Annotated in this window: 10 protein-coding genes and 1 tRNA gene; 9 read left to right on the forward strand and 2 right to left on the reverse strand. The window is 62.9% G+C overall.

All coding sequences use genetic code 11. The features are described from left to right. Nucleotides 1-6: 6 nt before the first annotated feature. Nucleotides 7-438, reverse strand: coding sequence for an MOSC domain-containing protein (locus T31B1_RS09530; RefSeq protein ID WP_353249248.1), 432 nt, complete (start codon nt 436-438; stop codon nt 7-9). Between the two features lie 190 nt (nt 439-628). Between T31B1_RS09530 and T31B1_RS09535 the strand changes: the two genes are divergently transcribed. From T31B1_RS09535 to T31B1_RS09545, 3 genes are all read left to right on the forward strand, one after another. Continuing rightward, nucleotides 629-2,968: a bifunctional acetate--CoA ligase family protein/GNAT family N-acetyltransferase gene (locus T31B1_RS09535; protein WP_353249249.1), complete on the forward strand. Its 2,340-nt coding sequence runs from the start codon at nt 629-631 to the stop codon at nt 2,966-2,968. A 95-nt stretch (nt 2,969-3,063) separates the two neighbouring features. Next, nucleotides 3,064-3,140, forward strand: a tRNA-Arg gene (locus T31B1_RS09540). A gap of 384 nt (nt 3,141-3,524) precedes the next feature. Next, on the forward strand, nt 3,525-4,376 hold the full coding sequence (locus T31B1_RS09545) for a TOBE domain-containing protein (RefSeq protein WP_353249250.1): 852 nt from the start codon (nt 3,525-3,527) through the stop codon (nt 4,374-4,376). Nucleotides 4,377-4,393: 17 nt separating this feature from the next. Here the strand turns inward: T31B1_RS09545 and T31B1_RS09550 are convergent, their stop codons facing one another. After that, nucleotides 4,394-4,837 (reverse strand): GFA family protein, encoded by a 444-nt coding sequence (locus T31B1_RS09550; RefSeq protein ID WP_353249251.1) that lies wholly within the window; start codon nt 4,835-4,837, stop codon nt 4,394-4,396. Nucleotides 4,838-4,973: 136 nt separating this feature from the next. Here T31B1_RS09550 and recC point away from each other — a divergent pair, with 136 nt between their 5' ends. The 6 genes from recC to T31B1_RS09580 all read left to right on the forward strand — a co-directional run bounded on the left by recC (nt 4,974) and on the right by T31B1_RS09580 (nt 26,494). After that, complete coding sequence (gene recC, locus T31B1_RS09555; protein ID WP_353249252.1) at nt 4,974-8,348, forward strand: exodeoxyribonuclease V subunit gamma; 3,375 nt, start codon at nt 4,974-4,976, stop codon at nt 8,346-8,348. 77 nt (nt 8,349-8,425) lie between these two features. Continuing rightward, nucleotides 8,426-9,508: an endonuclease/exonuclease/phosphatase family protein gene (locus T31B1_RS09560; protein WP_353249253.1), complete on the forward strand. Its 1,083-nt coding sequence runs from the start codon at nt 8,426-8,428 to the stop codon at nt 9,506-9,508. Nucleotides 9,509-9,665: 157 nt separating this feature from the next. After that, nucleotides 9,666-13,301: an exodeoxyribonuclease V subunit beta gene (gene recB / locus T31B1_RS09565; RefSeq protein ID WP_353249254.1), complete on the forward strand. Its 3,636-nt coding sequence runs from the start codon at nt 9,666-9,668 to the stop codon at nt 13,299-13,301. 976 nt (nt 13,302-14,277) lie between these two features. Beyond that, nucleotides 14,278-16,194: an exodeoxyribonuclease V subunit alpha gene (gene recD, locus T31B1_RS09570; protein ID WP_353249255.1), complete on the forward strand. Its 1,917-nt coding sequence runs from the start codon at nt 14,278-14,280 to the stop codon at nt 16,192-16,194. 658 nt (nt 16,195-16,852) lie between these two features. Next, nucleotides 16,853-20,173, forward strand: coding sequence for an STY4851/ECs_5259 family protein (locus T31B1_RS09575; RefSeq protein WP_353249256.1), 3,321 nt, complete (start codon nt 16,853-16,855; stop codon nt 20,171-20,173). A gap of 15 nt (nt 20,174-20,188) precedes the next feature. Then, entirely contained in the window at nt 20,189-26,494 is a 6,306-nt protein-coding gene (locus T31B1_RS09580; protein ID WP_353249257.1) for a DEAD/DEAH box helicase family protein, read from the forward strand. Nucleotides 26,495-26,674: the final 180 nt, after the last annotated feature.

The following is a 26,674-nucleotide window of genomic DNA, read 5'->3' on the forward strand; positions in this document are numbered from 1 at the left end:
GATCGGTCAGCCGGCGGCGACGGTAGCACCGACGCGCAGTTCGCCGCCGCGCACGATACGGGCGCGCACACCCCCGATCCGGTACAGGGCACGACGCATGTCCGCGCCCAGCAGTCGCGAAAGATACCCGCACGGCGGGCAGCCTGTCAGCACTTCGATCTGTACGCCGGCCGCCACCAGACGTTGGCCGACGAGCTCGGACAGCGCCAGACCGTCGACCAGCAGGTTGCGGCGCAGCGCCGCGGCCGCGACGCCCGCATGCCCGGCCGCCGCCAGACGACGATTGCACTCGGTGAGTGCGGCGGTATCGATCAGCGACAGTTCGCGTGCCCCGGCACGCACTTCGAAACGCCCGGAGAAGGTGCCGACCCCGGCCCAGTATCGATCGCCGTGGAGCCCGCGGCCGGCCACCGCGGTGGCACGGTCGCACGGCCGCATGGGGCGGCCGCGTTCGCTGGCGATGAATATCCCGCTCAACCGGGCGATGGGCCATCTCCGAAAATTGGGTCGGCCCATTCTATCGCGCCGCGCCTGCGCCGCTTGAGCCGGCCGCTCAACCCTGCTGTGATGGCGCCATGAAATCGAGCCCGATCCGTACCGGACCCCTGCACGACCGCCGGCTCGTGCCATGACGCTGCGCAATATCGACGCCTTGTTCAAGGGCGAGCGCGTGCTCGTGCTGGGCAAGCCGCGGGGCGATGCCCAACAGCAGCTGGTGGCCAATATCGAGGCCAGCCTGCCGGCCGAACAGCGTTGTCACGTCACCCGGACACGCAGCCTGCGGCTACCCGATTTCGATGCCGAGATGGCCATCGTCATGGATCCGCGCTGGGCGACCCCGCGAACCGTCGATGCGCTCGGCCGGAGCGGCTGTCGCGCGGTGCTGTGGTCGGCCGAGCCACGGATCGGCGGCGAGGTCCTGCGCGCGGCACGGCCCTACAACCTGCGCCTGCTCGGTGGCCGAAGCGCCGGGGTCGTGCAGACGCGCACCGAGCGAAATTTCAGCACGCTCGCGCTGGCGCCCCGCCCGGGCAAGGTCGCGCTCATCACCCAGTCCCAATCATTAGCGGCCGCCGCGCTCGACTGGGCCCTGGGGCGCAATATCGGCTTTTCCTGGATGGCCTGTACCGGCTCCGAGGCCGATATCGATATCGCCGACCTGCTCGACTATGCCGCGCTCGACCCGCGCACCCGAGCGGTGGTGCTCCAGGTTGGACGCATACGCTCGCCGCGCAAGTTCGTCTCGGCCGCGCGCGCCGCCGCACGGGTCAAGCCGGTGCTCGTACTCCAGACCCGGCGTGCGGTTGACGACGGCCCGCAAGGCCCGGACCCGGCCCGCTCCGCGGCGTTTGCCCGTGCCGGTCTGGTCGAATGCGAAAATCTCGGCGGGCTGTTCGATGGCCTGGCGGCGCTGGAACTGCTGCCGACCGTCACCCATCACCGGGTCGTGGTCATGGGCAACGGGGCCGGCGCCTGTGCGCTGGGTACCGATGCGCTGCTGCGCCAGGGCCTGCAACCGGCACGTCTGGGTGCCGATGCTCGCAAGGCGCTCGCCGACGATGCGCCTGCCGCCCGGGATCACGGCGTATCGGTCGACCTGGGTCCGGCCGACACCGGCGAAATACTGGCCGCGCTCAAGGTGGCGACCGCCGATACGCGCAATATGGATGCCGTGCTGTTCGTACACAGCCCGGTGGCCGGCCAACCGCATGAGCCAATGGTCGAGGCGATCGTCGGCGCCGAGATCAGCCCCCGCCTGATGACCGTCTGGCTCGGCCTGCATACCGCCCAGCGCGCCCGCCAGGCCAGCGCGGCCGCGCGTCTGGCGACCTTTGCCTCCGCCGACGAGGCGGTGCGCGCGGTGCGCTATCGCGCCCAGTACCGGCTGACCCGCGAACTGCTCACCGCCACGCCGCCGCCCGATCCGACGGTCACTGCCGACGTGGATGCCCTGCGCGAGCGACTGGTCACCCTGGCCGCCGACGGCGTCGAATGGCTGTCGGCCGACGAAGCCGCCTATCTGCTCACCGCCTACGGCATCGTGGGCGAAAACCCGGCGGAATCGGCCGTTCGGATTCGGGTGCGAGCCTTCCGCCATGCCGAATTGGGCATGGTTCTGAGCGTGCAGGACGAAACACTGGGTATCGACCCGGCCTACGGCTTCGCGCCGCTCGACGGCCTGCTCGCCCGGCGCATGCTCCTGGGTGCCAGCGCGGCACGCCTGCGCGGCACGCGCGCGGCCTTCGAAGCACTCGCCCAGGCGCTCGTGCGGCTGGGCAAGCTCGTGGTGGACCTGCCCCAGGTCGCCGGTCTGGACATGCGGGTGGCGGTGGGCCCGCGCGGACGGCTGCAGGCGCCCTCGGACAGCCTGATCGAGATCACCGATGCCCCGCTGGCCGAGCGCCAGCGTCTGGCCATGTCGCCCTACCCGGCACGCATGCGCCATATCGTCGCGCTCAAGGACAACCAGCGTTATATCGTGCGAGCGATTCGTCCCTCCGACGAACCCGCCGTGCTCGATCTGCTGGAAAGCCTGAGCCCGGAAGAGATCCGCCTGCGGTTCTTCAACTACATCCGGCATTTCTCACACGACATGGCCGCCCGCATCACGCAGGTCGACTACGACCGCGAGGTCTCGCTGGTCGTCAGTGCCTACGACCGGCCCGACGAGCTGGCCGGCATGGGTACGATCATCGCGGATCCCGACGGCAACGAGGCGGAGTTCGCGATACTCGTCCACCGCAACCACACCGGCGTGGGGCTGGGCCGCCATCTGCTGGATTGTCTGTTGCGCCAGGCCGGCGCGCGCGAGATCCGTACTGTCTACGGCGACGTGCTGGCCCAGAACAAGCCCATGCTGTCGCTGGCGCGCAGCCTGGGCTTCCGGATCAAGATCTCGCTGGACGATGCCTCCAGCGTGCGCGCCGAGATCGATCTCGCCGATTACGGCAAGGCCGAGGCCGATTGAGCCATCCGAGCGGCCCGTTGCACCGCCCCAAGGTTGGAACGGCGCGTCTGTCGCGGTCGAGAAAAACGCAACGCTGCGGTAGGCTACGCGCTGCCGTCCCTGTAGCTCAGCAGGATAGAGCAGCCGCCTCCTAAGCGGCAGGTCGCAGGTTCGACTCCTGCCAGGGACACCATTCCCGAGCGCCGGCCGCAGGTCGGTGCTCGGGAATGGTCTGGTTGCATCGTCGAACCTGCGACAAACGAACAAGCTTGGTTCGACGGCCCGCATCGCGGGCCGAACGGTCGCACACGCGACCGGCCCGAAGGGCGAGCCGCCACGCGGCGAGTACTCCTGCCAGGGACACCATTCCCGAGCGCCGGCCGCAGGTCGGTGCTCGGGAATGGTCTGGGTGAATCGTCGAACCTGCGACAAGCAAACAAGTCCGGTTCGACGGCCCGTATCGCGGGCCGAACGGGCGCACACGCGACCGGCCCGAAGGGCGAGCCGCCAGGCGGCGCTCATGCCGACTGGACGAACCAGGGCGCCGCGCCTCGCACGGCCCTGAAGACAGCCCGGCATGGGCTCGGTTATTCTCGCGGCCTGTGCCCAGCGGCCACTGCCCATGGACGACTCGCCCGCCCATCTCGACAGCCAGCTCCGGATCGGCCCGCGCCGCGGCGGTATCGGCAGCCAGCGGGTCGCCCTGCTCGAACAGATCGCGGCCACCGGCTCGCTCGCCGCAGCGGCCCGGGCGGTCGGGCTGAGCTACAAGGGCGCGTGGGACGCGATCAACGCCATCAACAATCTGGCCGACACCCCACTGGTCGCACGCAGTGCCGGCGGCTCCGGCGGTGGCGGGAGTCAGCTGACCGCCCGCGGCCGGCAACTCGTGCGTACCTATCGCGCCGCCGAGGAGGAACAGGCTCGGTTTCTGGAACGGCTCAACCGCCGGGTACGCCATCTGGAAGACGACATGCATCTGATGGAGCGTCTCGCCATGCTGACCAGTGCCCGCAACCAGTTGCTCGGCCAGGTGATCGAGCTGCGCCACGCCGCCGTCAATACCGAGGTGGAGATCGCACTGACCGGCGGAGACCACCTGACCGCCGTGATCACCCGGGCCAGCGCCGACAATCTCGGTCTGGAGAACGGCGTGGCGATCACCGCGCTGATCAAGGCCTCGTGGGTGGTCGTGGCGGCCGGCGATCTGAGCCGGGCAAAGCTGTCGACACGCAATCGGCTGGTCGGCACGGTGGAATCGCTTACGGTCGACGATGTCGCCAGCGAGGTGGTCATCCGCCTGCCCGGCGGTGCCACGCTGGCCGCCGTGATCACGCGCGAGTCGGCCGACGCCATGGGCCTGGCCGAAGGCGACACGGCCACCGCCCTGTTCAAGGCATCCAGCGTGATTCTCGCCCAGCGCGACTAACGCGCCACACGCCGAACCTAGCCGGGATCGCGCCGATGCGCGGTATAACGCAACGTGCCGGCCAGCGGGTCGTAGCCATCGCCGACGGCGTCGCGTGGATGCTCTCGGCCGTTGTAGACCGCCACCTCGGCGAAATCGAACGGGCTCATTCCGGCCAGACAGGCGACGTTCACGCCGTATTCCTCGGGGTTCGAACGCCGCTGGTGATGCGTATAAATCCCGCATCGCGAACAGAAATAATGCTTGGCCGTGCCGGTACCGAAGGTATAGCAGGACAGCAGCGCCTGGCCGTCGACGATCTCCAGATCCCCAAGCCGCGCGGACACCGCCACCGCGCCGCGCATCGAACAGTAAGAACAGTTGCAACGCCGCGCGGTGCGCAGGCCGTCGCTCAGGCGCAGGCGTAGATGCACGCCGCCGCAGTGGCATTGGCCGTCGAGGGGTTGCGAGTGCTCGGTCATGGCGGTATTGCTGGGTAGCCGTCGATCACGGTGATCATGCACCCATGCGCCTGCTTTGTGCGAGTGGGTCGGCGTGTGACCCTCGGCGCCGTTAGACTGGCCGCACACGCTTTAAGCGGAAGCACACACGCGCGGCATGTTCTATCTCTACCACCACAACGATCTGTCGCGTCTGGCCGAACTGTTCGGCGCGCTGCGCCACAACCGCCCGGTACCCCCGCTGGCGCGCGATACCGTGCTGGCGCCGAACGCGGGGATCGGACGCTGGCTGCGTATCCAGCTGGCACACAGCGATGGCATCGCCGCCAATATCGACGGCCGCCTGCCGGGCGAGTTCATCTGGGCGCTGCTGCACGCCGTGGTGGACAATGCCGACGAGGGCGACCATTTCGAAGCCGACTGTCTGGTCTGGCATCTCTATGCGTCGCTGCCCGCCATGGCCGTCGAAATCGCAGCCGTGGCGGATTATCTGGGCACGCCGGTCGACGAGATCCGCCGCTATCAGCTCGCCCGCCAGCTCGCGGATGTGTTCGACCAGTACCTGATCTATCGCGCCGACATGCTCACGCGCTGGGAACACGGCGAAACACCCGCGACCCACCCGGGCCGCTGGCAGGCCGAGGTCTGGCGCTGGCTGACCCGCGAGGACCGTCTCGGCCCGCGCCACCGCGCGCGCGTGCTCACCGATTTCATCCGCCGGCTGGCGAGCGACACCGCCCTGCAACAACGCCTGGTGCGCCAATGCCCGAACCCGCTCTACTGCTTCGGGCTGGTCGCGCTCGCCCCCGATCATCTGCGCCTGCTCTATGCACTGGCCGAACATATCGACGTGTATTTCCTGTTGCCGAACCCGAGCGAGGCCTACTGGGGCGATATCACCGCCGGCCGGCTAGCGCTCGAGTTGCCGGCCACGGACGACGACGGCGAACCGCTGCCGGGCGAGGCGGCGGTCGAAGCCGGCCACCCCTTGCTTTCGGCGCTCGGGCGCATGGCCCGCGATACCGTGCGCGTGCTCTATTCGGACGAATTTGTGGGCATGGTCGAACCCGAGCTGGGCGAGCTGATGGCCTACGACGTGCCGGGCGACGACAGCCTGCTGCATCGTATCCAGACCGATATCGTGCGTCTGGACTGTGCTCAGGCCGAACAGGGCATGGCCGAAAACGACAGCTCTTTCGAGGTCCATGCCTGCCACAGCCCGCTACGCGAGATACAGGTATTGCAGGATCAGCTGCTCGATCGCCTGGCCGCCGACGACAAACACGTGGCCGCCGGCGACATCGAGCCGTCCGATCGCATCGCCCCGCGCGATATCATCGTGATGCTGCCGGATGTGGCCGCCTACGCACCGGCCATCGAGGCCGTGTTCGGCGGCGCCCCGGCCGACCGCTACCTGCCGTTCGGGCTTGCCGACCGCGCCCGCTCGGCCGCGCACCCGATCGTGACCTGTGTCTCGGCGCTGCTCGATCTGCCCCTTTGGCGCTGGCAGGCCAGCACCCTGCTCGACCTGCTGGCGGTGCCCGCGGTCATGCGCCGCTTCGGCGTGTCGGCCAGCGAACTGGATGCGATCACCGACTGGGTGGGCGAGGCCGGCATTCGCTGGGGCCGCGACGCCGCACACCGCCATGCACTCGGCGCCGGCGCGTTCGCACAGAACAGCTGGCGGTTCGGTCTGGACCGGCTCCTGCTCGGCGTGGCCCAGTCCGACGACCAGACGCTGACCGCCGGCGTGGCCCCCTGGGCCGATCTGGAAGGCGGCATCACCGCGGCCCTCGGCAAGCTCTGGCGTTTCGAACAGACCCTGGCAGCGAGTGCCAACGATCTGGCCGAACCCGCCACCCCGGGCGAATGGCAGACCCGGCTCAATGCCCTGCTGGATGCGCTGATCGAACCCGCGCCGGACGCGGCCGACGAACAACGCGCCGTCGACAGCCTGTGCAGCGTCTTCGCGCGCTTCGAAACCGCCGAGCGCTGTACCCGCGAGCGCCCACTCACCGACGACCGGCGTATTTCCTGGCCGGCGGTCCGCGACATGCTGCGCGCCACGCTCGAATCCGCCGCTGAGCGCCAGCCGTTCCTGGCCGGCGGAATCACCTTCTGCGGCATGGTGCCGCTGCGGGCCGTGCCGTTTCGCATGGTCTGCGTGCTGGGCATGAACGACGACGCCTTTCCGCGCCAGGACACGGGCCGCGCCTTCAACGTCATGTTCGACGCGCCGCGCCTGGGCGATCGTAATATCCGCGACGACGACCGGCTGCTGTTTCTGCAGGCGCTCACCGCCGCGCGCGATGCTTTCTATATCAGCTATCTCGGCCAGGACATGCAGTCCGGCGAAACGCTGCCGCCCTCGCCGATCGTGGGCGAAACGCTGGAATTCGTGCACCGCTATTATTTTCGCGACCACACCGCGGCCGCGTTTCGCAAGCGCCTGGTGCACGAACAGCCCATGCAGCCGTTCTCGCCGCGGTATTTCACTGCTGACGCGGCCGACGCACGGATATTCACCTTCGCCGGCGAGTGGCGCGCGGCCACCGATGCGGCGATCAAGCCGCGCACGCGCCCCGCGCCGCTGCTCGATTCCGCCACCGCGCCGCTCGTCGAGCCGATCGAAGCGATCGACCTGGACAGCCTGAAACGCTTCTTCGACCACCCGCCACGGGCGTTCTTTCGCGAACGCATCAAGCTCGATCTGGATATCGACGACCAGCGCCTCGACGACGCCGAGCCGATCGCGCTCGACCCGCTGGCCGCGGCAAGCCTGCGCCAGAACCTGTTCGAGTCTGCCGATGCCCAGGATCTGGCCACGGTGGATAGCGTGCCCAGCGCCCTGGAACGCGCCCGCGGCACGCTGCCCCCGCCGCCGCTGGCCGACCCCAACTATGCCGACCAGGCCGAGGCCGTGAACGCCCTGCTGCCCATCTGGCAGGCCTGGAAGGACCAGGGCACGCCCGAAAGCGTGGATATCGATCTGGCCATCGACGGCATCCGGGTGACCGGCCGGGTCGCCCAGCGCTGGCCCCACGCCCTGCGGCGGCTGCGTACCGGCAAGCTCAAGACCCGTTTTCGCCTGCGCTACTGGATCGATTATCTGGCCGTGGTCGCCAGCGGCCACGACGTGGCCCTGGAAATGGCCGGCTTCGCCCCCCGCAAGAAAACACTGGAGCCGGCCTGCTATGCCGGCCGTGTCGATGCCGAAACGGCGCGCCGGATCCTCGCCGAGCTGATCGGGCTATATATAGAAGGCCAGCAGCAGCCGCTGGCCTATCATCCCGATCTCGACGACGAATACGACCCGGGCCAGAACAAGGCCTTCGACAACGTGAGCTTTCGCTTCAAGCCGGACGCATATTTTCCGCACCACCTCACGCGCGATCCGTATTTCGCCCGCCTGCTCGGCGACGACGATGCGCCGCTGGGCGAAAGCGCCGAACAAAGCCCCTTCATCCGCGCCATCGAGGCGATCAGCGGGCCCTTGAACGTGACCCTCGCGGCCGTCGAGGCCAGCGATTGAGACAATTCCGGATGTCGCGTGCGCAGCCAACCGCGTAAGTTGCCGCGCCAAAACACTGTCGAGGGATCATCAATCGCATGAAAATTCTGCGTATCGCGGCGTTCGCGCTCGTGGCCACGGCCGGCATCGGCCTGTCGATCGCGAGCGTGCTGCCGCTCGTGCCGAGTTATATCTGGTGGATTCGCATCACCGATTTTCCGCGCCTGCAAAGCGCGTTGCTGCTGGTGGTCCTCATCGCGCTCGCCGCCTGCTTCGTGCGCCGCTATCGCTACGCCAGCCTGTCGCTGATGGCCGTGATGCTGGCGACGCTGATCTATCACGCCGTGATTCTGCTGCCCTACGCGCCGCTGCACGGCAGGCTCGAAGACACCGACTGCGCTCCCGACCAACGCCTGTCGGTGATGGTCGCCAACGTGCGCCTGAGCAACGACCCGGACGGACGGCTCATCCAGCAGGTGCGCCGCTACGCGCCCGATGTGCTCGTGGTCCTCGAAGCCAACGACCAGTGGCTCGATGCGCTTTCGCCACTCGAGCAGGCCATGCCGCATACGATCACCCATACCACCGGCTCGTACTTCGGCATCGCCCTGTATTCGCGCCTGCCGCTGCATTCCAGCGCGGTGCGCCATCTGGCCGGCCAGAACACGCCGCAGATCGTCACCGAGGTGGAGCTGCGCACCGGCGAGCAGATCGATTTTCTGGGTATCCACCCGCGTCCGCCGCATCCGTCGCAGTCCGCGCTGGGCCGCGATGGCGTGCTGCTCAAGGCCGGCCTGCTGCTGCGCGACAGCGACCGGCCCGGCGTGATCGCCGGCGATCTGAACGCCACGCCGTGGGAAAGAGCGGTGACCGAGATGCGCAAGATCGCGCGGCTGGTCGACCCGCGCCGCGGCTATGGCTATCTGCCGACCTACGACGCGCAATCGGCCTGGATGCGCTGGCCGCTCGACCACGTATTCTACGAAGCCGGCTTCGACGTCACCGAGCTGATTCGCGGCGACAACTTCGGCTCGGATCATTTCCCTTATGTCGCGCGGCTATGTCGCGTGGACCGCAGCAACAGCGAAACCGTCGAGGCCACCGATGCCGACACGCTGCGCGACGCACGCCAGACCATCGAACGGGCCCGTGCCCAGAGCGAACAGAAGAGCGGCGGTTGATGCGCGTACACGCTCGCCGGCACGCCGGGTCGCCAAATGACCCGGCCGGGCGCTAGCCTGATGACAACGCTTGATTGCCTGCGACAGCCGATGCCGCCTCATCCTCACCCATTCGAATCCTGCCGCGCCATCGATTCCCCGGCATGCGCCGTTCGCGATGACCGCTAGCCAGCCCTTCGAGGCCGCCACGCTGCCGCTGCACGGCCTGCGCCTGATCGAGGCCAGCGCCGGCACCGGCAAGACCTTCAGCCTCGCCGGGCTGTATCTGCGCCTGATCGTGGAAGAGCGCGCCAGCGTGCGCGAAATTCTGGTGATGACCTTCACTCGCGCGGCCACCCAGGAACTGCGCGAACGGATTCGCGCGCGCCTGGCCGATGCCGCACGTATCGCCCATAGGCCCGAACTGGCCGTGCCCGGCAACGCCGAACACGATTTCACCCGCAGTATTCTCGAGGCCAGCGACGAACCCGCGGCCGCGCTCGCGCGCCGGGCGGCCGATGCCGCCGCCCGCGTGGACGAAGCCACGATCGTGACCATCCACGGCTTCGCCCAGCGCGCAGCCACCGAGAACGCCTTCGAATCCGCGCTCGCCTTCGACCGCGGCGAGCCCATCGACGACCCGTCGATCTATCGCGAAGCCGCCGCCGACTACTGGCGCGAACATGTCTTCGGCGCGGCCGACGAAGCCGGCGATATCCTCGCGCTCTGGCCGTCGCCGGATGCGCTCTATGCCACGCTGGCGCCGCTGTTGAACCGCCCGCATATCCAGCTCGCGGGGATCGACCGCGAACGCCTGACCGCGCTGCAGGCCGAACTCGCCCAGCACTGGCCGGAAACGGCCGAACCGTTGGCGGCGACACTCGCCGAGGCGATCGAAGCCGATGCGCTGCTCAAGAGTGCGGCGCTCTACAAGGCGCTTGCGGGCATTGACGATATCCACACCGAAGTCGAAGCGATCGACCGTCGCATTCGCAACGCGACGCTCTCCGGTTCGATACCGGCCCTGCCGGACTGGGTGGTGGCACTCGCCGACCCCGCGCCGCATTTCAAGAAGGCGGCCAAGTACCAGGCATTCGCCGAGCCGTTGTCCGATCTGGCCGCCCTGCCGCTGCTCGCCGAGCTGCAGCCGCTCGCCCGGCTGGCCGCGATCGACGACGCCGTACGCGCTGTGCGCGCTCGCGCCGCCCAGCGCAAGATCGAGCGCCGCCAATACAGCTTCGACGATCTCATCGCCGCCCTGCACGCCGCGCTCATCACGCCCGGAACCGGCGACACGCTCGCCGACGCCCTGCACGCGCGCTGGCCCTATGCGCTGGTCGACGAGTTCCAGGATACGGACCCGCTGCAATACGCCAGCCTGTCGCGTATCTATCTGGAACGCCCGCGCGAGCGCGGCGCGCTGCTGCTCATCGGCGACCCGAAACAGGCGATCTACGGTTTTCGCGGCGGCGATATCTATGCCTATCTCGCCGCCGCGCGGGCCGCGGACGACGCGCGCTATACGCTCACCACCAATTTCCGTTCGACCCAGGGCGTGCTCGATGCCATCGAAGCGCTCTATGCGCTACCGGGCGACACGCCGTTTCTGGTCGACGCGATCGATTTTCCCCACGTCGAGGCCGGCCGTCGCGAAAACGACAAACGCCTCGTCGATGCCGACGGCCGGGAGATGGCCGCGCTGTCGGTCTGGAATCTCACCGGCGGCAAGGGCACGAAAGGCGAAGACCGGCCGCGGCTCATCGACCATACCGTGGCGGCCATCGCCCGCCTACTCGACGGCGGCACCCGCTGGCAGAGCGGCGACGGCCAGACGTCGGCACTCGCGCCCAGCGATATCGCAGTCCTCGTCAACAGCCACCACGAAGCCACCGCCATTCAGGCCGCGCTCGCGGCCACCGGCATCATGGCCGTCTGCCAGCATCGCGATTCGGTATTCGCCACCGAAGAAGCCCACGATCTGCGCCTGATCCTGCGCGCCATGGCCGCGCCGGACGATGCCATGGCCGTACGCGCGGCCCAGCCCACCGCGCTGCTCGGCAAGCGCCTGGCCGATCTCATCGCCCTGGCCGACGACGACCACGCCATGCAGCAGGCCATCGAACGGTTCCACGTCCTGCACGAAGCCTGGGCCACGCGCGGCGTGCTCACCGCACTGGAACGGCTGTTCGTCACCGCCGCGCCCGCCCTGCTCGCGCTCACCGACGGCGAACGCCGCATGAGCAACTATCTGCAGCTGGGCGAACTGCTGGCCGGCGCGGAAGCCGAATGCTTCGGCATGGCCAGCCTCAACCGCTGGCTGGACGAACGCATCGCCGCGGCCGTGGAAGGCAGCGCGAGCGCGATCGAGGACGACAGCCAGCTGCGCCTGGAATCGGATGCCGATCTGGTACGCATTACCACCGTGCACGCCGCCAAGGGCCTGCAGTACCCGATCGTGTTCATGCCGTTCGCGCTGTGGCTGGGCACCGCCGGCGCGCCCGACAAGCCGCCGCTGATCTTTCACGACGAGCGCGGCCGCGCGATGATCGATCTCGTCGGCGACGACGACACGCACCGCATACAGGCCGTGCTGGAAGCCCGCTCCGAAGCGCTGCGCCTGCTCTATGTCGCCCTCACCCGTGCCGAACAGGCGATCGTGCTCGGCTGGCGCGATGCGCCGACGACGGCTTCGAGCGCGCTCGCGAACCTGCTCGCCCGCGACGGCGGCACGGCCGACGCCGCGCTGGAACAACTCGAAAAGCGCCACCCGCACCAGATCGCAGTCGAGCCGCTGGACGTGGAACAGCCCGCGCCGCGCGTCGAACGCCGCGCGCCGAATGCCACCGATACGCTCGCCGAGGCACGCCACGACCTGCCCACGCCGCGCCTGCGCTGGTCGACCTACAGCTTCTCGCGGCTGGCGCATGCGCCGGCCGAGCATCGCCCCGCGGAACTGCCCGAACCCGGCGCCGAGGACGAACTGACCGGCAGCGCCGGCGAAACGCTCACCGCCGACGCCGAAGGCACGCTGCCCGCGCTCGATGCCCGCCTGTCCGGCGTACGCTTCGGCTCGGCGGTGCACGACGTGCTCGAAGCCTGGGTCGGCAACGACGAACGCATCGCCTGGCCCGCGCCGGGCGCGCCGTTGCCGGAGGAAGCGCGCACCTATCTGGTCCGAACGCTGCGCCAGTACGGCCTGATCGGCGACGACGAACGCGATGCGCGTATTGACGACACCGCCGCGCTCATCGCCCGCACCCTGCACGCGCCGCTGCCGGATCTCGGCCCGCTGGCCGCGCTCGAGCCCGCGCGTTGTCTCGCGGAAATGGAATTCATGCTGCGCCTGCGCGGCAATCGCCTCGGCGATCTGGTGGATACGCTGCGGGCCGCCGGCTATCTGCCCGCGGCCCTCGGCGGCGCGCCGAACCAGACGCTCTATGGGTTGATGCAGGGCTTCATCGATCTGGTGGTCGAACACGACGGCGCCTACTACGTGCTGGACTACAAGACCAACCGCCTCGGCGACACGCCCGGCGCCTATCGCCACGAAGCGCTCGAACGCGCGATCGGGCGTGCCCACTACGACCTGCAATACCTCATCTACACCGTCGCCCTGCACCGCCATCTGCGCCAGGCGCTGGGCGGGGCTTACGACCCCGCCCGGCATCTGGGTGGTGTGCAGTATCTGTTCGTACGGGCCATGGATGGCCAGACGAGCGCGGGCGTATTCACCGACACGCCGGATACCGCGCTGGTCGAAGCGCTGGACGCGCTATTCGATGCCGAAAACGCGGACCGGGACGCCACCGCATGAACGCGACTCCACACGTAGGTCGGCTTAGGCCAAAGGCCGTAAGCCGACATCGCCAAGTGGAGCGGCCTTTACCGGCCTGGTTCGACGCGCGAGTCGTTCGGCACTCACGAGGTCGTCGAACGTTCTGTTTCGCGCTGCAGCGCGACTCACTTTCGTTTGCTTGTCCAAACGAAAGTAAGCAAAGGAAAAGACACCCGGCACAGCGCCGGCTTCGCCGTGCCGTACGAGGCGAGGAGCAGAGCCTTCCCAGCGTCGCTGGGATGCGACCGCCGGCGTTCGGCAGGAGCCCGGGGCGACGACTCGTACGGTTCGCCCCGCCGAGGGTCGCATCCCACAGCTTCGCTGCGGGAACGCCCTGCTCCGCCTCTCGGGGCGATACTCCGATGCGTAGCGCCGACGGGATGCACGCCCTTGATAATCTTGATGAGGTCGGATCGCTTTGGCGATCCTCAAACATGCTGCGCGCACCGGCGCAATGCGCCGCACACCCGTCGCCACTACACCTCTCCGTCGCTGCACTAACGGGAGGGAATACAGGCAGGTTAGTCCGTAGTCCAGAGTCGTTACAGCCAGGAACTGAATCGTCGCCCGTGGCTGCGTTCTGTCGGATTACGCCTTTGGCTAATCCGACCTACAAAAAGCGTGACCTTGAGCGAGCGCCAGCGAGCTTGCCTGTATTCGCTCCCTTGGGCGCAGCGCCGAGCAGCGGAGGACGAACGCGGATACAGCCAGCCGGATGTTTGAGCGTAGCGAGTTTCCGGCTGGCCCGCGTTCGGCCGCAGCCGCGCAGGGCATCGGCGCGTAGCGCCGACGCAAGACAGGGTGTCCTTTGCTTTGGTTACTTTCATTTGGACAAGCAAATGAAAGTGACTCGCACAACAGTGCGAAACCCAAGGTACAAATGCACCCGAACATTTCGTTCAAACCGCTCGAGCACAAAGACCCGCCGAAGCCCCGAACCCTCCCGAGGCCGCCCATGAACGAATCCCGAACCGGCGATCTGTTCGACACCGAACCGGCCCCGCCCAAACCCAAGCAGCCACAGGAACCGAAGGCCGAGCCGCAACAAGAAATGACGGCACTCGCCGAGGACGCCAACCTCTCCGATCTGGACCTCGCTCTGGCCGACTGGGCCCGCCGCCACGGCGCGGATCGTCTCGTGGCCCGCGCCTTTGCGCTGGCGAGCTGGGCCGTCGCACAAGGCCATACCTGCCTCGCGCTGGATCAGATCCCCAAGGCATTGATGAGCGCCGCGAACCAGGCCGCGCTGCCCGACGCGCTCGCCGCCAGCGATCTCGTCACCGTGCTCGACGACGCCGACGCCGCTCATGCAGAAACACCGACCCGCCCGCTCATTCTCGAAGCCGGCCGGCTCTATCTGCAGCGCTATCACGCCTACGAAACCAAGCTCGCCGAACGCCTGAGCGCACTCATGGCCGCCGAACCGAACGCGGTAAACGTCGACACACTCAAACCCGGCAACGGCCTGTTCGCCGCAGACGCTGCCAACCCGAACGCCACCAACTGGCAGGCCGTCGCCGCATTCGCCGCCCTACGCCATCACTTCACCGTCATCTCCGGCGGCCCCGGCACGGGCAAGACCTACACCATCGTGCGCCTTCTGCGCGTGCTCATCGAAGCCGCGCTCGGCGAGAACGACACACCGCCGCTCATCGCCCTGGCCGCGCCCACCGGCAAGGCCGCCGCGCGCATGCTCGAATCCGTCCGCAACGGCCTGGACGACATGGGCGCGGATACCCGCTTCGACCACGCCACCGTCGGCGAACACATCCCGCAGACCGCCCGAACCCTGCACCGGCTGCTCGGCCTGACGGGTGCCACCACCCGTGCCCGCTTCAACGCCGACAACCCACTGCCCTACGACGTGGTGATCGTCGACGAAGCCTCCATGGTCGACCTGCCGATGATGGCCAAGCTCGCGGACGCGATAAGAAACGATGCCCGGCTGATCCTGCTCGGCGACCGCTACCAGCTCGCCTCCGTCGAATCCGGCTCCGTGCTGGCCGAGATCTGTGCCAACGCAGGCGTGAACCGCTTCACCGCCGAACAGCAAGCCGCCGCCGGCGATCTGCTCGCCCAACCCATGCAAACCGCCGACCACGCCCTGGCCGATCACGTGGTCACGCTACAAACCAGCCGCCGTTTCAACGCCGATAGCACCATCGGCCGCCTCGCCGCCGCCGTGAATGCGGGCGATGTCGACGCCGCGCAAGCACTGCTCGACGCAGGTTACGACAATCTCGTCTACCACGACCGCGCGGACGCCGCCGCCATCAGCCGGCTCATGGATCGACTGGCCGACGACTACGCCAGCCTCTGCGAAGCCACCGACCCATCGCTCGCCCTCGCCCAGCTCGCCAAGCAATGCGTGCTCACCGCCGTACGCCACGGCCCGGTCGGCAGCGAAACCATCAACGCCGGCATCACCGAACGCCTGGCCCGCCGCTTCGACTTCAACCCGGCCAACGCCTGGTACCACGGCCGCCCGGTCATGGTTAGACGAAATGACTACAAAACCGGGCTCTACAACGGCGATGTGGGTGTTGCGCTATACAACGAATTTGGGCAAATTCGAGTCTGGTTCATGGGGGACCACGGCCTGCGGGCTTTCTTACCGAGCGCACTACCCGCGCACGATTCCGTGTATGCGATAACCATTCACAAGAGTCAGGGGTCGGAGTTTGATTCCGTTACCTTGGTTTTGCCAAATTATGCTGTGCCGGTTCTGACGCGGGAGTTGTTTTATACGGGGTTAACTCGGGGGCGGCAGCGGTTGGTTGTGTTTGCTGAGCAGGACGCTTTGCAGCGGGCTGTTGGGTGGCGCATTAATCGAGTGTCGGAGCTCGCGGTTCGGTTAGCTAAAGGAGGCTAGAACATGCCTAGAAAAGCTTTCGAGGGCATAAAAGCTGGCCTGCTCGAAGCCATCCAGCATCAGCGCGGCCAACGGTCAGGCGTCGTGGTTATCAACTCAAAGGCGCCCAACCGCCTTGACACGAAACGCAAGACCTGATCCCAAAGTGCAGAGTACAGTGCGAAATGCGTCGTTACTTAATAGCGCCGTTCGTCGTTTCTTTGCCGTCCGGACGCGGCAACTTGACCCACCCAGTTTCGATTCATTGTCTGCGATTTCCGAAAACGCCATTAGCCCGGTCGAACCGGCATCTCCGACGCTTTACACAAACACTCCGGGATGGTGAACGACGTGTGGCCGGCGGGTTCGCCGGCCGAAGAAGTGACATTGCAAAAATTGATTAGGGGCTCGTGGCATGCGGCGGCGAAGCTCTTAAATTTTCGTATGGAGATATCGTGACGGGCAACTTTAGAACCGGCGTCTATTACGCCCGCCACGTCGTGCAATTCTCGTCACTGATCTTGCCGAATTTCAGTATCGCACCCACCGACGCTTTAACCGCCCCCCATTGGCGCTTCGGTCAGCGCGAGCCGCGGCCATCAAAGCCTTGCGCCGAGCCGCGCGTGCAGATAGCTAAGCCTGCAAACTAATAAAGAACGTACTGGGAGAGTCCCGGACCATGGTCGATACTCTAAGTCTTCAATATTCGCTTTGGCTCGATAAATTTCTGCAGCGACGCTTCATGGGGCAACCGGACCAGCGGCCGCTATACGCTTATCAATGCAACCGTGATGAGTATTTCGAGCTTTTGAATTTGCTGAAAAGGCAGGGTGCGAAGGCAAGCTACGACGAAAACCGCGCCGCTTGTGCCGCATTCGTGTTGTTCTGCGCGGAATGGTACCGACGTGACTATCAGCAGAATTTTGGTTGGAGCTGGGATCAAATCTGGCAGCGGCTGGGCTACGAATTATTGCCGAATGCACGCGCCACAGTTGTCAGCAAAGGCTTGGAGGGCTACTGGAAGCGGCCCTTGCACCATTACGACAGTGGCACACGGAATTTTCTAGGCTCCCTGTTCAGCGAAGGCGGCCTACCGTTTCAAGTTCTTCGCCAAGGAGATAACCGCTTCCAGACGTTGTTCGAGCGCACGCTCGCGCAATATGACCAAGCCCGGTTGCTGGGCTATGACACCTTTAAACACGTCGAACAGCAGCTCGAGCGTATCAATCTGCCGGCGGTCTTCTCGGAAGCCGTTTCCGTGCAGTTAATAGCCGAGATGACGGACCAGCTAGTGGCCCTGGTCAGGGAGTACAGGCTAACGGATACCAACGATCCGGTAGTCCATCTGGACACCAATAACCCTAGGTGGCGCGAACAGTTTCCACTGCCGTTGGATAACACGACCGGCAACAGGCTACTGAACCACCTGCTTAACCGAGCGACCAGCGAGACCAAAAAACGCAAACGAGACGATTCAGCACTTTGGCAGCATCTTTGGCGGCCCAGCCAGCCGGAACACCTTTGGTTTAAGGTCAATCTGCCGAAACAAATTAGTTTCCGACTCGAAACACAGCCGTCGACTACCCGTTTCGAGCTGGCTATTGTCGAAGGCGAGCAGTCGATCAAGGCGATAGGCCCCGGATATGCGGCGCTCGATGACTTGGTAGCCAGAATCCAGCTCCGCAATCCCAAAGTGATCGGCCCGCGCCAGTCCAGTCATCTGCCCCTTGGTCTAGTAGCCATGGCGGGCGGGATAGTCATTGCCAGCAGTCAGCTTACGGGCAGTGATGTTGCACTGGGGGAAGTGCCTCTAGGCTTTGAAAGAGAAGGCGACGATTGGCAGCTCTGTGGCCAAGCTTCGCTAGACACCGCAAGCGAAGAGCTCCTGCTGGCCCTACCTGCGGGCAGCGTTATCGAGGATCTCGAAGTGGTCGAGGGCCAGCCGGAAATTATCCCAATGCCGGAGATGCTGGGGCTCGTGGCTGTAATGATCTGCGGCAAGGCCGAGCTGAAGCTCAACGCAGATGAGTCCTACCGGATTCGCACGGGCCACGGCTCAAGTGGCGATCCGGGACTGGCGCTGGCCGGGGAATCCGTCGGTTGGGCTACCCAGCCAGCGCTGTCCTTCATAGGCCTACCGAAACCAAGCTGGAAGAACTCCGATCCGCGTGCGCAATACGATACCCGGCTGCTCATAGGCGGTCACGAACCTGGAAGTGTCGGTGCAGAGGATATGCTGGGCGTTCGCCATGTCACCATTCGCAACCGACAGGGCGATTCGCTACTGCGACGCAAGGCGGGAATCCTGCCAACCGGTTTTCGTCTACAACTGCGCCCCGGGGATACCGCCGGACAAGGCAGTGTTTTGGTGTTTTCATCCCGGCGCGTTCTGCTCGATATCCAAACCGATACGGTCACCACCCGGCAGATAAGGCATGACGACCATACCGAGTTGCGGCTAACAGCAAACAGTCTCCCACCGGTGGAACTGCGGCTGACTGTAACCCCTAGCCTTCTAGCAGACCCCATAGAAATTACCTTGCCTTTTCCGGGGACCGGCTGCCTCGGTTTCGATAAAAAAGGCGATAAGCTGCAATCGGTTCTATCGTTTGACGACCTACTGGGTAGCCGCCTTCTTTTGTTCGCAAAACCGCAGGCCGCCACCTGGTTTGTCCTTGAGTTGACCCTAAGCGGCTCGCTAGCAAGACACGTTTATTGCCGCTGGTCCTACCAGGTCATCAACAAGCCGGTCGAAATCAGCCTATACAACTTGCGCGAGCAAATTATTGATCTCATGTCGCTCAGCGGTGATATCGACCAGACGGTGGAATTACGGATATCCTCGCCCGGCGTCGGAGACAAAATCTATCGCATACGTCAGCACTCGGCAGAGCTGGTACTAGACCGTAATCGCGGGCTGCTAGCCACTTCCGGGCTCAATAAAATTAACGACGCATTCCCCGAGCCGGCTCTGATGCTATTGCATGACCCCCATCAGCGTGCACGGTTGCTGGTTTCACGGACCAGCCAAGGTACCGATGTCGGTACTTACGAATTGCCGGCCACTTTAGACAGGGACGGCCCGTGGCTGGTCGTGCCATCGACGTCGGATTCTTTGTCCTTCCGGCCAATTTTTCTGCCAGGCAACTGGCAGGCACCCGCCACGACCCGACCCTCCAGCAGTTTACAAAGCGCAGTACTAAATTTTGATCCGACGGCCTCGGCATCTTCGAGTCCTTTCATTCCTGTACTGAACGCCATGGCCGAAAACCCGTTGCACAGTGGCTGGCAGTTCCTGCGAGCACTGTACGATCAGTATGGCTACCTGCCACTCGCCACTTTCGAGGTTTGGAAGGCGCTGGTACACCACCCGCGGGCTTTGGCTATGTCGTTGTTCAAGTTCGAGATGGACCCCAAGTTTCTTGGCAGGATCGAAACAGAGTTCCCGATCCTCTGGGAGCTTTTTCCGATCGCTCACATACAACAAGCGCTTCGGGCCTTTAGCGTTTTTCTCGCCGAAAATGGCGTTAGACCCGAGGCTATCGACGAAATTTCAAACCGCTATCTGGAGCAACTCGGTGCAACACTTCCCAGCTATGGCGGAAATGTGCAGGCCTACCTGGGTGGCCACTTATCCAGTTCGCACATGAATGTTCCGTACGAGGCATTCAAAGCCGTCTTGCATAGCTGGCATCAGGAGTTGATCAGGGTCCACAGTGAGGATCAGTGGCCAGAATTTTATTGCAGCGAGCTCAAACAGTGGCAGCGGAGCCAACAGGAAGCCGTTATTGATTTCGATACCACCATGAGCTTTCGCAACGCGGTGGTCTATATGCCCATGTTCGCTGCGGCAGTGGCCAGCGGTGATGCCGAACTTGGCGATATCTTTAGTGAAGACAGAAAATCCGTTTTCTTCCTCCGCCAGGTTCGGGATTTCGACTCGAACTGGTTTACATCGGTTTACCAATACTGCCTGCTAAAGCGGCTCGCACGTTATTAAACAAAAAAACAGACGATGAATAACTATTTTGCCAATCTTTCTAGCCAAGCGCTTTCGCGAGCTACGGAGTCGACCCTAAGCATTCTGGGTATAACCGATCCCGCTTTGCGCGCGCACTTGGGCGATATTATGAGCCGGGATCCCGGCAACGCTGGATCTTTTCTAGCTCCGCCCGTTTTCGAGCAGATGTTTGGCTGGGAGACCTCTCCACAAACCATGAACGACTTGGCGACCGACGGCAGCATGCTAAGCCGCGAAGTCGTTAATTCTCTGGACAACGCCGCCAATGGCAGATATCGATTCGGCGCGGATTGGCAGCCGTTCACCCACCAACTGGCCAGTTGGCGGTCGCTTCTGGAAAAAAAGCACTCGGTCATAGTGACCAGCGGCACCGGTTCGGGCAAGACAGAATGCTTTATGGTGCCGGTACTTGAAGATCTTCATCGCGAGTACGTCGCTCGCGGCAGACAGCCGCTAGAAGGTGTACGTGCACTGTTCTTGTATCCACTTAATGCGTTGATAAATTCCCAGCGGGAGCGTCTGGATGCCTGGACACGGGGCTTCGGCAACGGTATCCGCTATTGCCTTTACAACGGCAATACCGAGGAAACCGCACGCAATCGGGCAGAACAGGCGCAGCGGCCCAACGAGGTGTTGTCGCGCCAGCTGATGCGGGAGAAACCCGCGCCGATTCTGGTAACCAACGGCACCATGCTGGAATACATGATGGTGCGTCAGGTAGACGCCCCCATCGTACGAAAATCGCGAGCAGAAAAATCGCTGCGGTGGATTGTGCTCGACGAAGCCCATACCTATGTCGGTTCACAGGCGGCCGAACTGGCGTTACAGCTACGCCGGGTGATGACCAACTTTGGTGCCGAGCCGGAAAACATTCGCTTTGTGGCGACTTCCGCCACTATTGCCGGCGACCCCGACGCCACCGGACGTCTGAAACGATTCCTATCGGACTTGTCTGGCGTAGCAGTTGCCAATATCGACGTCTGGGACGGACAAAGAGTTACGCCAGAACTCCCGCCCTGCCGAAGCCGCACCATGTCGCTGGACGAACTGGAATCGATACCAGCGGATTCTCCCAAAGACCGCGAAGCGAGCAAGCTCCGCTACGACGCTTTGGTCCATAGTCCGGAAGCGCGCCGCCTGAGGGGGCTCGTGGTAGATGCCGAAAAGCCGTTGACGCTGACCGAGATTATTACAGGCATGCACGGCGATAGCGATTGCAAGCCCTCGGCTCAGGAAACCTTGCGCTGGCTAGATGTCTGCTCCGGAACCCGTCCGGCATCTGACAAACCGGCGTTTTTGAAGCTCAGGGGGCACTTTTTTCAGCGTACTACCCATGGTTTGTGGGCATGTTTCGACGCCAACTGTTCAGCCAAGAGAGGTACTTCTCTGGAGAATGGCTGGCCTTTTGGCTATGTATACCCTACCCAGCGGCAGACTTGTACTTGTGGCAGCCCGGTATTTGAGCTGGCTTTTTGCCATGACTGCAATGAACCTCATTTACTCGCTCGGGATGCCTATGGCCGCCTGATGCAGTGGGAAGGCGTAAGCATCGACGAATTTTCGTTACAAGAGGAAACGCCGGCGGACGATGATCAAACTATCGCCGGTACCAAGCAAGACCATATCCAACCTCAATTGGCGCTGTGCCCCGCGGCCAACGCTGGCGAGAACTACCTTGCCCAGTGCTTTGATAAGCGCACTGGCTCCTTCGATTTGGGATCCGATGACCATGTCCAGCTGGGACTAAGGGACTCCGACCCACAGTGCAGCCGACCTGGATGCGAATACAGGGGTTCGCACGGCCGCCAAACGTTCAGAAGGGCACTGTTGGGCGCCCCCTTCTATGTCAGTAGCGCGGTGCCAACCCTTCTTGAGCATTGTAAGGATTTCGAATCCTCGGATTACGGAAAGCAATCGCTCCCTGGGCGCGGACGCCGACTGATCACCTTTACTGATAGTCGGCAAGGAACGGCCCGCATGTCGGTACGCATGCAGCAGGAAGCCGAACGTAGCCGCTTGCGCGGTCTTGTCGTGGAAATACTGAGCTGGCACCAGCGCCGGCACGCGCAGGAGGTTGAATGCTCTCCCGATCTAGATGCCGAAACGCTCCACGGGTTTATAGCCGATGCCCGAAAAAAGGCAGACCAATTCCGTAATCTTGGCTTACATACCCAAGCGAAGCGAGAGGAGCAGAGCATAGATGAATTCCGACAGAAGCTGAATACGGCAACCGGCAATAAGCCTCGCATCCCGCTCATATCGCTATCGTGGGGGGAAGTAGTTAACGAATTATCGAGCAAAGAGGACATCAGAAGCTCGATCTTGGATTACAACCGTTACTTGGATCCGGAAACTTTCGGACGAGACGCTGGGCCTCTTAAGCTTTCGGAATTATTGTTGTTTCGAGAGTTCGCGCGCCGGCCGAAGCGACAGAATAGCCTCGAGACGTTGGGCCTCGTCAAGCTAGGCTATGCCGGCCTCGAACACATAGACCGCTCTCCCGAGCGTTGGGAACAAAATGGGTTAACGCTCGACGACTGGCGCAGCTTTCTTATCGTGGCGCTAGATTTCTATGTTCGAGAGAACACCTATGTACAAGCCGACCGGGACTGGACCCGGTGGGTAGGCGCGCACTTTTCTCCCAAGACGCTGAGAACCCCCCTCTCCGAAGAGAAAGATGAGATTCGAATCAAACGCTGGCCGCAGATTCGAGGCGGCTATTACTCGCAACGGCTGATAAAACTCCTGCTGTTGGGCGCCAATCTGAGTCCGAGCGACACATCCCATGTCGATCTGGTGAACAGTTGGCTGCAGGCGGCGTGGAAGCAGTTGACTCAGACCAGCTTCATTCTTAAACCCGACGGCAACCAATACTCTCTTCCTCTCCAGAACATACGATTCTCCCTGACCGCCTGGGCTGACGTCTGCCCGGTAACTAACAAACTGCTGACGACTAGTTTCAAAGGTCTGACCCCTTACCTTCCTGCGCACATTGATTTCTCGCGGTCGGTTGACGAACTACGTGAGCGCTACCGCACCCTTCCGGTCGAGATGCCCGAGATCTGGCGGTTTGACAACTCTCAAGAGGACTACGACACCGGGCTCAGAAAGATCCGAGCCGAGGTAGGCCATGATCCGCTGATAGCCAGTTTGCGTGTCGAAAACCTTTGGACAGACATCAGCGACCGAGCGGTCGAAGGCGGTTTTTACTACCGCACTGCTGAACATTCCGCGCAACAGTCCGCCGGCCGTCTAGAGCAATATGAAAGTAAGTTCCAAAAGGGACAGGTCAATGTATTGAACTGTTCGACAACGATGGAAATGGGCGTCGATATCGGCGGTATTTCCGCGGTGGCCATGAATAATGTACCGCCCCACCCAGCGAACTACCTGCAACGCGCCGGGCGCGCCGGGCGCGGCAGCGAATCCAGGGCCATAGCCTATACGCTCTGCAAGAACAACCCGCACGATCAGCAGGTTTTTATGAGGCCGGAATGGCCATTTGAAACAGCGATACCGGCACCAGCCGTCGCATTGAATTCGGAGAAACTGGTGCAGCGTCATGTCAATTCGCTGCTGCTGTCGGATTATCTTTGCAACATCGTCGCCCCCACGCGCACCGAAAAAACCAAGCTGAACACGGCGTGGTTCTTCCATAACGAGGCTGGCCCGTCCCATTGTGATCAATTTATGGAACGTCTAGCACTGGCCGAGCTCAAGTGCCTCGACGACGCGCTCTACCGACTGGTCAAGCGAACAGCTTTGGACGGCATCAAACCCCATCGATTACGGCAGTATTCTCTAGAAGCTATTAAAAAACTCCAGGAACGCTGGCAAGAAAGCTACCGTAATCTCAGCGCCCAAGAAGCCAGTGCCGAACCCAAGACGCCCTTCCGGAAGCGTCTGGAGATCGAAAAATCCCGACACTGTCAAGAATATTTATTGCGCGACCTCGCTGCCCGAACATTTCTACCGGGCTATGGGTTTCCTACAGATGTAGTCAATTTCGACAATTTCACAATCGAAGACTATCTCAGGGAAATAAGGGGCGAAAATAAGGAGCGAGAAGACAATATCGCTCGCTACAAAGGCCTGCCCTCCCGCAACCTGGCGATTGCAATTCGCGAATACGCTCCAGGCGCCGAAATTGTTCTTGATGGGCGGGTTTTCACGTCGGCAGGGGTTTCTCTGCATTGGCATAATTTGTCAAGCGAGAGTAAGGAAGCCCAGAAGATGGATACCGCTTGGCGTTGCGACGTGTGCGGCCAAGTCGGCTACGAAGAAGGGCTTGGCCAGATGTCGGAGCTGACCTGCAGCAATAACCGATGTCAGAGTCTCATCAAACCGAATAATATTCGCAAGGTTTTACAACCGACCGGGTTTGTAACTGACGCCTATGCACCGATTTCCAATAACGTGCAGCGCCAGAAGTTCATCCCCGTCGAAACGCCTTGGGTTTTCGTCCGTGCCACCCCCGTCCCCTTACCCAACCCGGCTCTCGGCGACATGTCTTTTGCTCATGATGGGCGGGTCTTCCATTACAGCGCCGGGGAGAATGGCCAAGGTTATGCCCTGTGTCTGGGTTGCGGACGTGCTGATTCTATGTCCCCCCAGGGTGAATACCCGCCGGGGTTGAGGCCAAGCCAGAATCACTTTCCACCCCGGCCCGGCAAGGAGGATAAGGACAGCAATAACCACCGTGTCGCCTGCCCCGAAAGCGGTAATGTAAAAGCCGGCATTTATTTAGGGACGATCTCGACAACCGATGTATTCGAACTGATTATCCGTAACCCCGAGACAGGCGAGTATCTTCTGGATTCCGATAAGGAATGCCAGCAGATCGCCCTGACCCTAGCCGTGGCCATGCGGGCAGCATTAGCTGGGACTCTAGGCATATCTAGAGATGAGCTGGGTTACGCTACCCGTCCAAGTAAATTACCGGAAGGCCAAGCGGCTCTTGTCCTCCAACTATTCGATGTCGTGAGCGGCGGTGCGGGCTTTTCCAGTAGCGCGCCGGAACACGTGGAAGCGCTCTTACTTGGCATGGCAAAGCAGCTGGAATGTGAATTCTGCGAGACCAGCTGTAGCGAGTGTCTGCTTGACAGCCAGACACGCCATGATTTCAGCATGCTGAACCGCAAACTTGCGCTGCAATGGCTGGGCCAAAATTTTACGCGCCACGTAGTGTTGACCCGCGATGATCAACTCGGGTTGGAAGATGCGAGATACTGTCCAGGCAGCATGGAAATCGTGCTGCGACGGCTGATCAATCGCGGAGCGCATAAAGTCAGTATGCGGGCCACGGGCGACGCTTCCGAGTGGGATTTGTTGGCCCCACAATTTAACAAGGCCATCCAGCAGTACTTGTTCAACGACGAACTCGAAATCGACTTGCTTCTGCCCGACCACATCGGAGACCAGGTGCTATTGCAAGACCTCGACCGCCTAAGGTCTTTAGGGGCCAGAATTGGCTTGGCCAATAAGCGCCTGCCTCAACCCCTTGCCGCCCAGGTTTTCCTCGATGGAAAGATCATCACGCTAGCCACCGGGGACACCCGGGCCACCGTGCCGGGAGAAAATTGGCACCAAGCAGGTGAGATTGTCGTATCGTCCGAATCCTGTCCGGCATTCGAATTGCAGCCATTCGATTTTCCAGATACCAATCTGGCTCCGGTGGCAATCATTCAGATCCGCGATGAGGCCAATGCGCCTTGGCGGAGATTCGGTAGCCGTTTTTGGAACGCAGTCATAGCACAATGCCCTGCTGCGTCCGAGTTGCTGAAAGATGCAGCGGTGAGCCGTATTTGGTATTCAGACCGTTACATCCAGAACCCAGCTGCGGTTGCAATCCTCAGTTCTATTCTAAGTTATTTTCGCGGGCGGTTGACGTCCGATGCACATATTGGTGTCCACACGCTATTCAAATCGGGGAAGTGGGCCGGACGAAAGACTTTCGAAGACTGGGCAGAGCAACAGGACTTCGAGCTTTTCCTCCGTAGCTGGGTCAGCACTATTTTGGATAAACCCGTGGACGTGACCGTAGCAACCTCCAACAGGGATATTCCGCACCACCGCAAACTGGGCATTGAGTTTTCGAGCGGCAAAACATTGGAGTTAAGGCTGGATCAGGGCGTTGGCTACTGGCAGCTATGGTTTCGCGACCGCCGCGATGCGCTGTTTGATTTTGACCAAATCGTTGAACGGCAGCTGGTAGCGATGGGTGAGAAGCTCAAGTACGCCGAGGTCCGCAACTCAACAGATAAATGGCCAACCGATATATTCGCTGAGGTCCTTACTTGAAAACCGTATGTTGAGTAACCGGGTCAGATATCTTTTGCGATGTACCTGGGTGCTCTGCACGGTTTTCGGGCTCCAGCTCATTCGGCGGCTGAATCATGTCCCGCGTCATACCACGGTCATCGGAGATTACATCGCCCTGAATCAGGCCCCGTGCTGCGCCCGCCGCGTCGATTTTAGCGT

It is taken from the genome of Salinisphaera sp. T31B1, assembly GCF_040361275.1.
GTDB lineage: Bacteria > Pseudomonadota > Gammaproteobacteria > Nevskiales > Salinisphaeraceae > Salinisphaera.